The organism is Geomonas silvestris (genome assembly GCF_014193515.1).
Lineage (GTDB): Bacteria > Desulfobacterota > Desulfuromonadia > Geobacterales > Geobacteraceae > Geomonas > Geomonas silvestris.
This window is the reverse complement of the sequence record NZ_BLXX01000012.1, coordinates 121,661-136,300: the sequence shown is the minus strand read 5'-3', so window position 1 is coordinate 136,300 and position 14,640 is coordinate 121,661. Positions and strand designations below refer to the sequence as shown.

Sequence of the window (14,640 nt, the reverse complement as noted above, 5' to 3'; positions counted from 1 at the left end):
TGCCGCGCCGCGCGCTCATTCGGCGGCCAGCACGTCTTTCACCCTCTCCAGCATCATCGGGTGGTTGTCGAACATCTCTCCCAGGCGCGGGGCGGCATCCCGCTCTTTGTGGTGCTCCGCATCGAGGCGCGCGAGGGTCTCGGCGTAGCGCCGCACCGGAATCCTCTGCTGCTTCAGGTAGCCGACGGCTGCGGCGTCGGCCTCGCGCTCGAAGTCGCGCGAGTACTTGGCGTCGATGAGCGCGGTCGGCAGGGTCGCGGCAAACGAGCTCGCCGAGACGATGTCCCCGGTGAGGCAGGCTACGATGAGCACGGTGGCGGAGTTCTGCAGCACGTGACGCAGCGCGTGCCGGCGGGCCAGGTGCCCGGCCTCGTGCGCCAGCACGCCGGCCATCTCCTCGTCTTTTTCGGCAAGCTCCGCCATGGCGTCGGTAACGATGACGATCCCGGAGGGGAGGGCGAAGGCGTTGGCGCCGAGCCCCTTCGAGTCCCTGAACTCCAGGCGCCACCCCTGCCGCTCCGGGTGGCTCGCGGTCACGGCGCGGAAGAGGGCGGTCAGCTCCTGCTTGCGCTGCCGGCTGAGCTTGCTTGGCTGCATGACGGATCTGTCCAGGATCTGCAGGGTCTGCCGCCCGATGAGCGCCTCGGTCGCGGCGGGAAGGGCAAAGGCGACCTTTTGCGCCAGAATCGGTACCGCGAACCTGACGAAGCAGAAGATGATGAGAGCGGTGGCAGCCAGGGCGACGAGCGCCCGGCGCGGGCTCATCTCCCAGCGGTGCAGCTGGCGCCACAGCGGGGGCTTCCCCTGCCTGCGCTGCAGCTCATCCAGGAAGTCGGCAGCGCCGGTCTCGGCGGACGCTCCGTCGGGAAAGTGCAGGGCGCGCAGGGTCCTCCCCAGGGGCGGGTCGATGCGGACCTCGGCCAGGGGATAGCTCGCGCTCAGCTGTTCTCCGCTTACGACCAGCGTCTCGCCGGTAAGGCGCACCGTCACCTCGCGCCCCCGGGAGGTGCGGCCGTCGTACCAGGTTGCGGGGCAGGAATCGATCATATGCCGAGATCGAAGCCGAGCAGGTCGCCCAGCTCCTCCGCCGTGGCGTCGATCTGCTGTTGGGAAGCCGCGATGATGGCGTCGAAACCGCCGACGCCGGATGCCGTGAGGTGCCCGAGGCGGTAGCGCAGGGTGCGGACCGCGGCCCAGGGGGCCAGGAGCCCCAGGCTTAAAAGGACGGCGGCGGCGTTGGTGAGGTAGATCCAGGCGAGGTCGCGCACCCTGAGGCTGCACCTGAAGCGGTGCTTGCCGAGACTGGTCGAGTTCCAGGTGAGGTTGGTGAAGGCAGTCTGCACGTAGAGTGCGGTTATCGGGTAGATGAGGGCGAAAATCAGCACGGGGACCGCCGCGGCGAACTTGTCCCCCTTGAACAGGAGCGCAACCGCGACGCCGGTGCCGATGCCGAGCGGGATCAGGACGAGGAGGGGGAGGAATATCCGGAAGTACTCTCCGGCCGCGGCGTGGAAGCGGAAGGGGGTGGTGCCGTAGCGGCTGTTTTCCACCAGGAAGCGTTTCTGGCGGTAGATGACGTAGGGCATGAGAACCCCGCCGGTGAACGGCACCAGGAGCTGCCACCAGAGAAAGACCCGGTAGGCCTCGCGGTAATCCGGATCGAACCCGAAGCGGATATTGCGGTGGGTGGAATTCCTCAGGTTGAAGATGCGGGAGCGGACCACGACCCAGGGGAAGATGGCGAAGAAGAGGAGCATGAACGCCAGTGCGGCGATGACGTTGGCCCGGGAGGCGAAGGAGTAGGCGCCGAAAAACAGGCCGGCGATCAACCACCCCCTGAGGATGGCCCACGGGTCGGCGAGGAAGTCGAAGGGGGCCCCGTCGAGCAGCGAGTTGCCGTAGAAGTAGCGGCGCTTGCGGACCTTGGCCCAGGGGGAATACAGCCCGAGGGTAACGATGCGCAGCAGGGTGTTGACGATCCAGATGCCGAAGTACTCCCGCGCGTTGCCGGTGAAGCTGAAGGTGAGGGTGCGCGGCTTCTCGGGGATGGGCTTCCGCGGCGCGGCCGGCGCGGCTGCTTCGCCATCCGCCGCGGGGGGAGCCGCTGCAGTGGCCGGGTCGGCAGGGGGCTCTTCCGTCTGCAGCGGGAAGACCGATCGGCAGGCGGGGCAGGTGACCTTGGTTCCTTGGGGCGGCAAGGAGTTGGTATCGAGTTCTTTGGAGAAATTGCAGACGGGACAGACCAGGGTGAAGTGGGGCATCTGTTCTCCTGTAAGGTTCAGCGGCCGGCGCGCTCGCGGTTGGCCTGCACCCGCCACTCGATGATGCGCCGCAGCAGGTCGTCCGGGATGGGGCTTTCGGGGGTGAAGTGGATGGAGCCCGACGTCACGGTGCGCCCACTGAGTTCCCCGGGGAAGCGCTCCGCCGCCCCGCCGCTGAACGGGTAGATCGCATAGTCGCTCCGGTTCGCCTTGAAGCCGATAACGATCTTCCCCTCGACGCGGAACGCGGGGATGCCGTAGCTTAGGGTCTCTTCGGCCCCCGGAACGAGGGCGCGGATCCGCTCGCGCAGGGCTTCGAGAACCCCCCGCTGCTCCGGCTTAATCCCGCTTAAGTAGGTGTCGATTGGTGTCTCGGGCCGCGCAGGCACGTCCGGTCACTCCGTGATTTCGAACTCGGTTGATCCCACCTCTTTCCCATCGACCAGCGTCTCAACCCTAAAGTGCCCCACGCCCAGGGCGGAGGCGCTTCTATGGGTCCACAACTCCTTTGGAGTCTTGTCGAAGTTGACGTCTTTGCTGCCGCGGGAGACCAGCTTGCCGTCCAAGTACCAGTTCCAGACAACCGGATGGCTGCCGTACTTCTGCGCAGGGTCTTCCCACTTTACATAGACGTAAAAAACGATCTCGTCTTGCAGCTTGAAGTTGTCGGCCGGGGATTTCTTGCCGTATTTCAGGCTTTCCGCGCTGGTCAGTATCTTGTTCACCGAGCTTACCTGCACTGGCCGGCTTGCACATCCCACGACAGCGAAAAAGGCCAGCAGTCCCACCATCCACATAACAGCCTTAAATCTTTGGGTCATTTTTCACCTTTCCTTGCGGTAGCCTTGGTCGGCAGGTCGGTGCACCTCTTTAGGGGGCCTACTTGCGATGTTTCCTCTCCGGTATGAACCAGCCGAAGAACAACGTCTGAACAACCATCCTGATTTTCTGGCCCAGTGAGTAGCGCTCGGAGTCGTCCGCGGCCGGGGCAGAACGCGCCACGATGTCGGAGATGATGTGCCTGGTTCTCTCGAGGTCTTCGGGTGCCACCATGATGGTTTTCTTATTGAGCAAGTCTATCTGGGGACCCACGCGCATCGATCCGAAGTGGTCGTTGAAGACGCAGTAGCGGATCCCTTCGGCCTCCAGAATGCCCCGGATCAATGAAAGCTCGAGCTCATCTTTGGGAGAGTAAACGTTTATCATTCGTGTTGTTCCCGTTTTTTTCGCCTACACCTGGGTGAGCCGCGGAGCCTACTGCTCTCCCCGCCTTAGGACTGTCATTACCTTGTCGGCGCTTTTTGCGTGTGACTATAATTTAATATTTACAGTGTGTAAATTAAAAAGGTAAAAGGGGTGGCTAGGTTAGACTCTTGCGTAACCATAAACACGGAAGCGCTCATGCAACCTTACGACCTTCTGGGTGCAAGGAGAAAGTGTCCTTCGTGACGAGCACGGAACCTCTGAAACGCACTTGTCACCCTTGAGCGATAAGGTGAGACCAGTGGACACAAAAGTGATACTGTGCTAGACCTATGCCTAGGCATATGATGGATATGGAGGCACGTATGAATCCTGTCGTGGAACGCCACGTACGGCTTTTTAAAAATGGGAAAAATCAGGCTTTGCGGATTCCTAGAGAATTTGAGCTTCCTGGCGACGAAGCGGTGATTCGTAAGGAGGGGGATCGGTTGATTATCGAGCCCGCCAAAACGAAATCTCTCCTTGCTCTTATCTCGACGTGGCAGCCAACAGAGGAAGGGTTGGCGGACCATAACGAAGGGTTGTTGCCGCTCGAAGATGTGGACCTGTGATGAATCCGTTTGTGTACTTACTCGATACCAATATTCTCTCTGACCTCATAAAGAACCCGCAGGGCGAGGTAATGCGCCGGATCGCTGCTGTCGGCGAACGGGTCATCTGCACTAGCATTGTAGTTGCCGCTGAAATGCGTTTCGGTGCTCTGAAAAAGGGGGCACCTGCCTTGACGGCGAAGGTCGAGCAGATTCTCGATAACCTGGAGGTTCTACCGCTTGATATCGATGCTGATCGGCACTATGCTGAAATCAGAAACGACTTGGAGCACAGGGGGGTGATGTTCGGGCCGAATGACCTTCTGATCGCGGCTCACGCCCGTTCCTTGGAACTTACCCTCGTAACCGATAACATCCGTGAGTTTAAAAGAGTCTCAAATCTCGCCGTAGAAAACTGGCTCTTCCCTCCTTTTCCCCACTCTGTTTCAGAATCGAATCCTCCATACTGCGTCCGCCAGAGACTTTGAGCTCCTCCCCCTCCCGGATCTCCATGATGCTTGTAGGTAAATTCCTGCCCCTATCCAGTATTTCCCGTCACCTTACAAAACCTGTTCATTTCCCGTTGGTTATATCTCTGTAATGTGGTAAAGGTGTGCACATCTTGAAGCCGCCCTGCCGCAAGGGTCGCTCAGGCTCCAGCCGGGCGTACCTGTTCCGAGATCCCGATCGCGAGGTTACCCGCCATGTCCCCTGCTTCCAAATCCTCACGAACCGCCACGGCTCCCCAGGGCGACAATCCCGGCACCACCGAGAGCCCGAAACCCTGCCTCGTGGTCGGCATCGGCGCCGCTTCGGGCGGGCTCGCCGCGCTGGAACAGGTGATCACCGCGCTCCCCACCGACTGCGGTGTCTGCTACCTGGTCGCCGTGCACCTGGTGCCGGAAGACCCCTGCGACCTCGCCGCCATGCTCTCCCGCTACACCGCCTTGCCGGTCGCTCCCGCCGCGGAAGGGATGCCGCTTGCCCCCGACCGGATCCTGGTGCTCCCGGCCGGCCGGGAACTCCGCCTGGAGTCGGGCGCCATCCGTCTGCACCCCACCGAACTCATCCCCACCCGGGTGCCGCACCCCATCGACCTCATGCTCGGCTCGCTGGCCGCCGAAGTGGGGGAGGGGGCGATCGGGGTCATCCTCGCCGGTGCCGGCAGCGACGGCGCCACGGGGGCCCGCGCGGCTAGGGAGGCGGGCGGAACGGTCCTGGTACAGGACCCCACCAGCTGCGACACCCCCGGGATGCCGCTTGCCGCCATCGCCGCCGGGGCCGCCAGCTGGGTGCTCCCCGTCGAGGAGATAGCCCCCCGGATCGCGGAACTCGCCCGCTCCCATTGCGCCCTTGCCTCCTCTGCCTGCCATACCTCCGAGGTCGAACAGGACCTGGCCGCGGTGCTTGCCCTGGTGCGGGCGCGGACCGGACACGATTTCAGCTCCTACAAACCGAGCACGGTCTTAAGGCGCATCGAGCGGCGCATGATGCTAAGCGACGCCGCCGGGATCGGGAGGTACCTCGAGGTGCTGAAGCTGAGCGACCAGGAGGCCCAGGCGCTTTGCAACGACATCCTCATCGGGGTGACCAGTTTCTTCAGGGACCCGGAACCGTTCGAGTACCTGCGCCGCACGATCCTCCCCCGGCTCTTTGCCGGGCGTGCCCCCGACGAACCGGTGCGCATCTGGCACGCCTGCTGCGCGACCGGCGAGGAGGCCTACTCGATGGCGATGCTGGTCCGGGAGTACCTGGAGGAGGAGGGGCAAAACGCGCGGGTGCAGATCTTCGCGAGCGACCTGGACGACGTGGCCATCGCGCAGGCCCGCGCCGGCCTCTACGACCAGGCCGCCGTCGCCAGCCTGGGGGAGGCGCGTCTGCGCCGGTTCTTCACCCCGTGCGAGGGGCGCTGGCAGGTGAACAAGTCGCTGCGCGAGATGGTGATCTTCGCCCACCACAGCCTCATCAAGGATCCCCCCTTCTCGAGGCTCGACCTCCTGGTGTGCCGCAACTTCCTCATCTACATCATCCCGGAGATGCAACGGCGCCTGATCTCCCTGTTCCACCAGGCCCTGAAGCCGGGCGGGTTTCTCTTCTTGGGGCTCGCCGAGTCGGTGGCCGGGACGGGGGACCTCTTTGCCACGGTGCACAAGAGCTGGAAGATCTACGAGCGCCGCGAGGGGGGGGCGCGCATCGCGCACTTCCCGCGCATGGCTCCGCTCATGGCGCCGGGGGGCAGCCCGAACCTCGCCGCGGCGCAGGCGGAGGAGGCCTCGCCGGTGCAGCTCGCCCAGAAGGCGCTCCTCGACCTCTACACCCCGCCCGGGGTGGTGGTCAACGAGCGCTACGAGGTGGTGCACGTCTTCCCGCGCACCGGGCCCTTCCTCGAGATCCGGGAGGGGGAGCTGAGCCGCGACCTTTTGCGCCTGGCCCGCGAGGAACTGCGCCCTTCGCTGCGCGCCGCCATCTACAAGGCCTGCGCCGAACAGCAGGAGGTGGTCTTCAAGGGGATCAAGGCCGGCGGGGATCCGGACGCGGCGATAAACCTGCGGGTGCGCCCGGTCGAGGGGGGCTCCGCCGCGGCGCAGCTCGTGCTGGTCCTCTTCGAGCCCGCCCCCCCCCTGGTTACGAGCGCCGCCGAGAGCGTCACCGAGTGGGACGGCGACCCGGGCGGCAACCCCCTGGTGCGCCAGCTCGAGGAGCAGCTCAGGGTGACCCACGAGCAGCTGCAGGCGACCTCGGAGCAGCTGCAAAGCTCCCACGAGGGGTTCCTCGCCACGAGCGAAGAGCTCATGTCGATCAACGAGGAGTACCAGTCCGCCAACGAAGAGCTGCAATCGACCAACGAGGAGCTGGAGACCTCGAAGGAGGAGCTGCAGGCCTTGAACGAAGAGCTGGCGACCCTGAACGCCGAGCTGCAGGTGAAGGTGGAGGAGCTCAACCAGGCCAACACGGACATGGCGAACCTCCTGGCGAGCTCGGGGGTCGCGACCATCTTCCTCGACCCCTCGCTGGTGCTCAAGGGGTTCACCCCGGCCGCCGCCCAGCTCTTCAACCTGATCCCCGCCGACATCGGGCGCCCCTTCCGGCACTTCGCCGGCCGGATCGACTGGCCCACCCTGGCCCAGGACGCCGGCCGGGTCCTCGCGGGGGAGCCCTTCGCCGAGCGCGAGGTGGCTACGCTTGACAGCGGGCGGACCTTTTTAAAGCGCCTCTTCCCCTACCTGACCCCGCAGGGGGAGGTGGACGGCGTCGTGGTGGCGCTCATCGACATCACCCAGCGAAAACAGATGGAGTGCGCGCTGAGGGAACAGGAGGAGAAGCTCAGGCTCTTCATCGAGCATGCGCCGGCGGCGCTCGCCATGTTCGACAACGAGATGCGCTACCTGAGCGCAAGCCGGCGCTGGTTGAGCGACTACGGCTTGGAGGAGAGGGGGCTTGCCGGGCGCAGCCACTACGAGGTTATCCCCGAGATCCCCGAGGCCTGGCGCGAGGCGCACCGCCGCGGGCTCGCGGGCGAGGTGCTCTCCTCGGAGGGGGATCCCTTCCTGCGCGCCGACGGGAGCACCCAGTGGATCCGCTGGGAGATCCGTCCCTGGTACGACGCCCGGGGGAGCATCGGCGGCATCGTGATCTTCGCCGAGGACATCTCCAACCAGATGCGGGTGCAAAGGGAGTGCGAAGAGAGCGAGGCCCGCTACCGCAAGGTGGTGGAGTCGGTGCAGGTTGCCATCTTCATCAACCGCAAGGGGAGCATCGAGTACGCCAATCCCGCGGCGGTCGCGCTCTTCGGCGCCGCCAGCGCGGACCAGGTGCTGGGGCGCTCCCCCCTCGAGTTCGTGCACCCCGACGGGCACCCGGTGATGCAGGAGCGCATCGAGCGGCTCTTGCGCGAGGGGAGCATCGAGCCCAACGAGAACCGGATCAGGCGGCTCTCCGGCGAGGAGCGCCAGGTGGAGGTGGCGGCGGTGCGCATCGAGGACCACGGGGAGCCCGCGATCCTGGTCATGATGCACGACATCACCGAGCGCAAGAACGGCGAGGCCGCCCTGAAGCAGAGCGAGGAGCAGTTCCGCACCCTGGCCGGCGCGATCCCGCAGCTTTGCTGGATGGCCAACGGCGACGGCTGGATCTTCTGGTACAACAAGCGCTGGTACGAGTACACCGGCACCACCCCCGAGCAGATGGAGGGGTGGGGGTGGCAGTCGGTACACGACCCGCAGGCGCTCCCCGAGGTCATGGAGCGCTGGCGGGAGTCGATCGCGACCGGCGAGCCGTTCGACATGGTCTTCCCGCTGCGCGGGGCCGACGGCGTCTTCCGCCCCTTCCTGACCCGGGTCATCCCGGTGCGCGACTCGGAGGGGAGGGTGACCCGCTGGTTCGGCAGCAACACGGACATAACGGAGCAGCGCGAGCGGGAGGAGCTTTTGCGCGAGGCGAAGCTGGCCGCCGAGGGGGCCACCCGGGCGAAGAGCCGGTTTCTGGCCAACATGAGCCACGAGCTGAGGACCCCGATGACCGGCGTTTTGGGGATGCTCGACCTGGTCCTTTTGGGCGAGCTGGAAGAGGAGCAGCGCGAGCACCTTGCCATGGCCCAGGGCTCGGCGCGCTCCTTGTTGCACATCCTGAACGACATCCTGGATCTCACCAAGATAGAGAGCGGGAAGCTCTCCATCGACCGCAAACCGTTCTCGGTGCGCAGCTGCCTGGAGCACACCCACCACCTGCTCATGCCGGTGGCGCGCGGCAAGGGGCTCGAGCTGCGCCTGGAGATCGCGGGGGAGCCGCCGGAGACGGTGCTGGGGGACCAGGTGCGGTTGGGGCAGGTGCTGACCAACCTGGCGGGGAACGCGCTCAAGTTCACCGAAAAGGGGAGCGTGGTCCTCGGGGTGCGCTGCGGCGCGCGGCTCGACGACGGCCGCCGCGAGATCCTTTTCAGCGTGACGGACACCGGCATCGGGATCCCCGAGGACAAGCGGGACCTGCTCTTCATCGAGTTCAGCCAGCTGGACGACTCGCACGCCCGCCGCTACGGAGGCACGGGGCTCGGGCTTGCCATCAGCAAGGAGATTGTCACCCGCATGGGGGGGACGATCGGCTGCGAGAGCCGGCCGGGGGAGGGGAGCACCTTCTTCTTCAGCATCCCGTTTGCGGTCGCGGCTGCGGCGCCGGCTCCCCGCGCACGTGCCGAAGAGCCGGTGCCGGCCGGCCTGCCGCGGGACGACAAGGCGGCGCAGGCGCGGCTCCTGGTGGTCGAGGACGACCCGGTCATCTGCGCCATGCTGCAGAAGCTTTTGCGCATGTCGGGCTACCAGTCGGAGCTCGCCGGCAACGGGCGGCAGGCGCTCGATCTGTGGCGGCAGGGGGGCTTCGACCTGGTCCTCATGGATGTGCAGATGCCGGGAGTAGACGGCTTCGAGGCGACGGCGGCCATCCGCCGGGAGGAGGCGGAGCGCGGCGGGCACGTCCCGATCATCGCCATGACGGCGCACACCCTGAAGGAGGACGAGCGGCGCTGCCTGGAGGCGGGGATGGACAGCTACCTGTCGAAGCCGATCGACTTCAACCGCTGCCGCGGGTTGATCGCGGAGCTGCTTGCGGAAAGGAAAGGCTGAAAACGTACCTTGCCAGATAGAGACGGAGGGCGCGGAGAAAGGCAGAGTCAAAGGCTTGAGGGTGAACCTCGATAACAGATCTGCCCGCCCGGAGACTGCAAAACAAAAGCTTGAGGGGTAGACCTTTTAAGGGGTATGCTCTGGTCGCGCGTTCGCACTCGCTGCGGTTTGCTCGACGTGAGTCTGCGGCTCAAACCGCTTGGGAAAGAAGGTCTCTTATCAGCTCGCTTAGCCACTTCGCCCTCATCTTCGCCGTCTCCTGCCTTGCCTCGCTTTTAAGCGCCATGAGCGGGGCGGGGGCCTCGATGCTCACCACCCCGGTCTGGCTCGCCTTCGGGTTCCCGCTGCCGGTCGCCATCGCCTCGAACCAGTTAAACGGCGCCGCCTGGACGCTCATCGCCGCCCGCAACTACCTGAAAGGGCGCACGGTCGACTGGCGCCTCATCCGCCTCATGGTGCTCTGCGGCCTCGCCGGCGCCTACGCCGGTACGCTCATCGTGCGCGGCGCCAACCCCTCGGGGCTCAAGCAGGTGATCGGCTGCATCATCCTGGGGCTCGCGGCCCTCGTCGCGTTCAACCCGACGCTCGGACAAAAGGAGAGCCCCCCCACGCTCTCCCGCGGGGTGACGGGGCTTCTCGCCCTGCCGCTCGGGGTCTACGAGGCCTTCTTCGGCTCGGGCAACGGGCTCTTCACCTCGCTGCTCCTCACCAAGACCCGCGGGCTCTCCCTCACGACCGCCCTTGGCTGCTACTACGTCCTCGCCTTCTTCTGGAACAGCTTCGCCGTCTGCATCTACACCTCGGCAGGCCTCGGCAACGCTTCGCTCATGATCCCGTCCACCCTCGGCTCTGTTCTGGGCGCCTACCTCGGCTCGCGCATCGGCCGCAAGAAGGGGCACCGCATCGTGCGCCCGATGTTCATCGTCCTGGGCGGCGTGCTCGGCCTCAAGCTCGCCCTGGGGTGGTAACCGCACTTCCTGCCGTCTCCCGTCCTTCCCTGAATCTGCCAGCGCGCCGCACTGACACAACACCCCAAGATTTCCATTTTGGCTGCTCACTTTGCTATAATGGCAGCCTGAGGATCATTAAGATATGAAGGAGGTGAGGGCATGAAGACAGAGATAAAGCATCTGGCCCGCCACGTTCTCGCACTGGCGCTGGTAGCACTCTTTGCGGGTGTGGGTTCTGTCTTTGCTGCCGAGTTGCCGATCCGGGAGGACACGGGTAAGACCCTTCAGGAAATGCCGGTTCTGACTGGATCCCAATGGCAGATGCTGCAGCCCGATGCCAAGATAGCTTTTATCTGGGGCATCGGCCATGTGGTGACTGTTGAAGAGAACGTGATACAGAAACATCCCGAGCTCAAACGGGTGGGATTCACCGCTAAACTTGCCGAAGGCCTCAAGGGGGTGTCCATGGACGCCATCATCCAGAAGGTGGACGGCTTCTACCGCGACCACCCCGAGGACGGCGATCTTCCGGTGCTGGGTGTCATTTGGGCCCAGCTGGTGCGGCCGAACCTGAAAGCCGGCATAGCGGACCGCCCCTTTGCCAGCTCGACCGAGCCCTAGCTCTTGAAGCGGGGACCGGGTAAGGAGGCCGATATGAGAGTTCTGAGATATCTCGCAATGATGCTGACGCTCGCGCTCACCCTTGGGTGTGTCGGGATGACCCGGCAGCAGCAGGGGACCTTGAGCGGTGGCGCCATCGGTGCCGCCGGCGGGGCGTTTCTGGGAGCCGTATCCGGCGGCAGTCCTGCCGTCGGCGCGGCAGTCGGCGGTGCCGCCGGCGCCCTGACCGGGTTCATTCTCACCGACCAGGGGGGGCGGCGCTATTACCGCGGCAGGTAGGGTAGTTGACCGCATAAACAAAAGGACCTGTCCGGCTTCGGGCAGGTCCTTTTCTGCGCCACGGAGCCACCAAGAACACGGAGAAAAACCTAAAACGGGTAAAACGGTAAGGCTAAAATCCTTACCACTGAGGTACACGGAGGGGTGAAACGAGGAAAGGCAACTACGGGTAAGGCAAAACGAAGGAGGATGTACTGAAAGAGTGATCGTCTGGTGACTTGCCTGTCTTTGTGCCGGTGGCCAGCGCTTTGACTTCTGTGGGGCTGGAATGGTATCCTACAGTCACTCAAGTTCTAGAGCGAAATGGCGATACCATAGGTACATCATTTATCGAGCAGCATGTGCTATGGAGGTGTTTGTGGCTATACGTGAAATAGTAAAGTCGTCTGATGTCAGTGTCAGGGTAATGGAACTCGAGCCGGGAGCCGCGACGGAGTGGCATCACCACAGCCAGGTGAACGACTTCTTCGTCTGCCTGAAAGGCGCGCTGCAGGTCGAGACGCGCGACCCTTACCATGTCGTGGTGCTGCAGCCGGGCGAGACGGCAGAGGTCAAGACGCCGGTGGTGCACCGTGTTCTCAACCTGCACCAGGAACCTGCCGAGTACCTGCTGACCCAGGGTGTCGGAACCTACGATTTCATAATCTCCAACTGATCAAGGGGCCCTGCAGCTGCGCTGGCAGGCAGCACCTTTGACCAGGACCCCGGCGGCTTCGTTGCTTCCGGGGTCTTCGTTTTCGCACTTCCCGATCGACATCGAGTCCGCCAAGGCCTTCGGCAAGCTCTACGCGTCGATCACCAAGAGGCACGAGGAAGGATCGCTGTACCGGGAGTTCGTGAAGCTGCAGGCGTAGCTGCGGGAAGGGCGCAGCAGTTCGCAAAAAGGCACCAGAGCTGTGGGGGAAGACCCTCGGCGACTGGTGCCTTTTTTGCGTTCTTACCCGGATCCCGCAATGGTTACAAAAAACGAATCCCCCCTGTCCACCCTTTTCCAAAGTGGGGAACGTTGGGCTGCCGGCAGTGGTTGGCAGTAACCAGATCCGCGCTTCTTACATTCCCGGATGAGCCTTTTCAAAGTGGGAGACGTAAGGGTTCTTTTGCCGGCTAAAGGTGGGCTTTCCGGGAAATGCCACTCATCGGTCCAGGAAAAGGATTCCCGGATAACGGTGGTGGCGTCGTGGTAGTGCCCTCAGCTGAGGACTTCGCCTGCCTCGCGCAGCACCTTCACCTCTTTCCAGCGCTCCCCTTTGAAGCGCAAAAACCACAAGAGTGCAGTGAGGAACACGAAGCTGGTGCCCAGGGTCCACTCGGCGACGAGGCTCGGGCTGAAGCGGTCGATGAGCCCCAGGATGATGAGGAACCCGACGCCGCAGACGAAGAAGCTGCGGGCGATCCAGTGGGTGTCGCCGGCGGAGGCGAGCACACAGCCGATGGTGACGTTGGCCGCGTCGAAGAGGCAGTAAAACGCAACGAACTTGAGGAGCATGATGCCGGTCTCCACGACCTGCGCGCTCTCGGGGCCGCTCCCCACGAAGAAGGACATGAGGGGGCCGGGGCAAAGGACGAAGAAAAGCGACATGACGAGCATCCAGACCTCGCAGACGGCAAGCGACTGCCAGGTGATCCCCGGGACCTCGTGGTCCTTCCCGGCGCCGCGGGCGTGACCGACCAGGATGCCGGCCGCCTGCCCAAGCCCCAGCGCCGGAAAAAAGGCCATGCCGTTGATCCTGAAGGCGAGGCTCGAGGCGGCCAGCGGGACGGTCCCCAGGCGCCCGATCACCACGAGAAACAGGGTCCAGGCGGCAAGCTCGCCGCTGATGCGCAGCCCCATGGGCATGGCGAGCTTAAGGAAGTTCTTCAGCTCGGGCCAGCGGAAACGGGCCGCGACCTTGTCCTTGAGACCTCCGGACCGGGAGAAGAGGAAGACGTAGAGTGCGGCGGCTACGGCCTGGGCGAAAACCGTGGCGAGCCCGGCGCCGGCGATCCCCAGGCGGGGAAGGCCCCAGTTCCCCAAGACGAGACCCCAGGCGAGCAGCGCGTTGATGACGAAGGAGAAGAAGGTGACGATGGTGACCAGGACGGGACGCCCGATCCCTGAGAGCCAGCCGGCCAGGGCCGAGCCGAGTACCGGGAAGAGGGAGCCGGCAAGGCAGATGAGAAAATAGCTGCACTCGTCGCGCGCCACCTGGGGCTCGTGCCCGGCCAGGAAGAAGAGCTGGGCGACGGGCCAGGCGATGAAGAGCGCGATCACCCCGGAGATGAGCGCGGTGTGGATGCCGAGCCAGGCGGAGCTCCTCACGCCGGCCGCCTCGCCGCGACCGTGGCTGTGGGCGACGAAGGTGCCGGCGTACCCCGCGGTGCCGAAGAGAAAGCCCTGGAAGAGGATGACGGCCAGGCCGGAGGGGCCGATGGCGGCCACCGCCTCGCGCGAGTGGCGCGCCAGGACGATGGCGTCGATGATCTGCATGAAGCTTATGGCAGAGGTGGAAAGTATCATGGGACCTGCCAGTTTGAGCAGGCGCGGGATGTGGTTGGACATGGAGCTCACTTCTTCTCGAGGGTTGCAGGAGGCTTCCGGGGGCGATAAAACCGGCGGAGGGGCGACGTAACCATTGGTAGCACATTTCCGCCCGACTTTTCAAATCCTGTCGAGCCGAGTCAGGGATTTGCGCAGGCAGATCGAGGTATCTTCTTTGAATCCGGCAGGTATTCGGTTATACTCCCGCACGCGCAGTCCGAGATCCAGGGGGAAAGCGAATGACGTTGGCATACGAGCCGCTCATAAAGATTGTCCGGGGGAACTCGAGAAACTTGGTCTGCCGAAGGAGAGCAGGGAGAGCTTCAGGCTTTTGGCGGACCACAAGATCATCCCTGCCGATCTGGCGCGGCGGCTCTCCAGAACCACAACCACGCCTGGGTTGAGACCTGAACACGATGCAAAAGGCCCGGCGGCAGACCGCCAGGCCTTTTTTGTCATGAGCCAGCTTGCTTTGGTGCCTCAACCGGTCCAAGCAGCAGGTCATAGGTCTGCCATCGGTAAATCCCGAACCGCCGGGTACAATTGGACCACGGCTGAACAGGCGTCTCCGACTCCTGGGGGGGGCTAACCCTGCCGGAAAGA

14 protein-coding genes are annotated in these 14,640 nt (G+C 64.2%); 8 read left to right on the top strand and 6 right to left on the bottom strand.

Annotated elements, in window-relative coordinates:
• Window positions 1–15 precede the first annotated feature (15 nt).
• From GMST_RS17370 to GMST_RS17350, 5 genes are all read right to left on the bottom strand, one after another.
• The gene (locus tag GMST_RS17370; RefSeq protein ID WP_183355964.1) at window positions 16–1,047 is read right to left on the bottom strand and encodes a M48 family metallopeptidase; all 1,032 of its coding nucleotides are present in this window, start codon (window positions 1,045–1,047) and stop codon (window positions 16–18) included.
• A complete protein-coding gene (locus GMST_RS17365; RefSeq protein WP_183355963.1) occupies window positions 1,044–2,261 on the bottom strand; it encodes a DUF898 family protein in 1,218 nt (405 codons plus the stop codon). The genes GMST_RS17370 and GMST_RS17365 overlap by 4 nt, the downstream gene beginning before the upstream one ends.
• Window positions 2,262–2,278: 17 nt before the next feature.
• Entirely contained in the window at window positions 2,279–2,650 is a 372-nt protein-coding gene (locus tag GMST_RS17360) for an iron chaperone (protein WP_183355962.1), read from the bottom strand.
• A gap of 6 nt (window positions 2,651–2,656) precedes the next feature.
• A complete protein-coding gene (locus GMST_RS17355; RefSeq protein WP_183355961.1) occupies window positions 2,657–2,986 on the bottom strand; it encodes a hypothetical protein in 330 nt (109 codons plus the stop codon).
• A gap of 154 nt (window positions 2,987–3,140) precedes the next feature.
• Window positions 3,141–3,467 (bottom strand): putative signal transducing protein, encoded by a 327-nt coding sequence (locus tag GMST_RS17350; protein WP_183355960.1) that lies wholly within the window; start codon window positions 3,465–3,467, stop codon window positions 3,141–3,143.
• A gap of 362 nt (window positions 3,468–3,829) precedes the next feature.
• On the opposite strand from GMST_RS17350, the gene GMST_RS17345 reads away from it, so the two are divergent.
• From GMST_RS17345 to GMST_RS17310, 8 genes are all read left to right on the top strand, one after another.
• Window positions 3,830–4,075: an antitoxin gene (locus tag GMST_RS17345; RefSeq protein WP_183355959.1), complete on the top strand. Its 246-nt coding sequence runs from the start codon at window positions 3,830–3,832 to the stop codon at window positions 4,073–4,075.
• The gene (locus tag GMST_RS17340; RefSeq protein WP_183355958.1) at window positions 4,075–4,542 is read left to right on the top strand and encodes a type II toxin-antitoxin system VapC family toxin; all 468 of its coding nucleotides are present in this window, start codon (window positions 4,075–4,077) and stop codon (window positions 4,540–4,542) included. The genes GMST_RS17345 and GMST_RS17340 overlap by 1 nt, the downstream gene beginning before the upstream one ends.
• Before the next feature lie 216 nt (window positions 4,543–4,758).
• Window positions 4,759–9,669, top strand: coding sequence for a PAS domain S-box protein (locus GMST_RS17335; protein WP_183355957.1), 4,911 nt, complete (start codon window positions 4,759–4,761; stop codon window positions 9,667–9,669).
• A 110-nt stretch (window positions 9,670–9,779) separates the two neighbouring features.
• Window positions 9,780–10,637, top strand: coding sequence for a sulfite exporter TauE/SafE family protein (locus tag GMST_RS17330; RefSeq protein ID WP_281380067.1), 858 nt, complete (start codon window positions 9,780–9,782; stop codon window positions 10,635–10,637).
• A 141-nt stretch (window positions 10,638–10,778) separates the two neighbouring features.
• Window positions 10,779–11,240 (top strand): hypothetical protein, encoded by a 462-nt coding sequence (locus tag GMST_RS17325; protein WP_183355955.1) that lies wholly within the window; start codon window positions 10,779–10,781, stop codon window positions 11,238–11,240.
• A gap of 33 nt (window positions 11,241–11,273) precedes the next feature.
• Window positions 11,274–11,519 carry a YMGG-like glycine zipper-containing protein gene (locus GMST_RS17320; protein WP_183355954.1) on the top strand — a complete coding sequence of 82 codons (246 nt, stop codon included), beginning with the start codon at window positions 11,274–11,276 and terminating at the stop codon, window positions 11,517–11,519.
• 358 nt (window positions 11,520–11,877) lie between these two features.
• Entirely contained in the window at window positions 11,878–12,174 is a 297-nt protein-coding gene (locus tag GMST_RS17315; RefSeq protein ID WP_183355953.1) for a cupin domain-containing protein, read from the top strand.
• A gap of 37 nt (window positions 12,175–12,211) precedes the next feature.
• Window positions 12,212–12,373, top strand: coding sequence for a hypothetical protein (locus tag GMST_RS17310; protein WP_183355952.1), 162 nt, complete (start codon window positions 12,212–12,214; stop codon window positions 12,371–12,373).
• A gap of 335 nt (window positions 12,374–12,708) precedes the next feature.
• Here the strand turns inward: GMST_RS17310 and GMST_RS17305 are convergent, their stop codons facing one another.
• Window positions 12,709–14,058 carry an MATE family efflux transporter gene (locus GMST_RS17305; protein WP_183355951.1) on the bottom strand — a complete coding sequence of 450 codons (1,350 nt, stop codon included), beginning with the start codon at window positions 14,056–14,058 and terminating at the stop codon, window positions 12,709–12,711.
• Window positions 14,059–14,640 lie beyond the last annotated feature (582 nt).

Coding starts and splice junctions, on each gene's coding strand:
- GMST_RS17345 (WP_183355959.1), top strand. CDS start 3,830: ATGAATCCTGTCGTGGAACGCCACGTACGGCTTTTTAAAAATGGGAAA.
- GMST_RS17320 (WP_183355954.1), top strand. CDS start 11,274: ATGAGAGTTCTGAGATATCTCGCAATGATGCTGACGCTCGCGCTCACC.
- GMST_RS17350 (WP_183355960.1), bottom strand. CDS start 3,467: ATGATAAACGTTTACTCTCCCAAAGATGAGCTCGAGCTTTCATTGATC.
- GMST_RS17325 (WP_183355955.1), top strand. CDS start 10,779: ATGAAGACAGAGATAAAGCATCTGGCCCGCCACGTTCTCGCACTGGCG.
- GMST_RS17370 (WP_183355964.1), bottom strand. CDS start 1,047: ATGATCGATTCCTGCCCCGCAACCTGGTACGACGGCCGCACCTCCCGG.
- GMST_RS17305 (WP_183355951.1), bottom strand. CDS start 14,058: ATGTCCAACCACATCCCGCGCCTGCTCAAACTGGCAGGTCCCATGATA.
- GMST_RS17365 (WP_183355963.1), bottom strand. CDS start 2,261: ATGCCCCACTTCACCCTGGTCTGTCCCGTCTGCAATTTCTCCAAAGAA.
- GMST_RS17335 (WP_183355957.1), top strand. CDS start 4,759: ATGTCCCCTGCTTCCAAATCCTCACGAACCGCCACGGCTCCCCAGGGC.
- GMST_RS17340 (WP_183355958.1), top strand. CDS start 4,075: ATGAATCCGTTTGTGTACTTACTCGATACCAATATTCTCTCTGACCTC.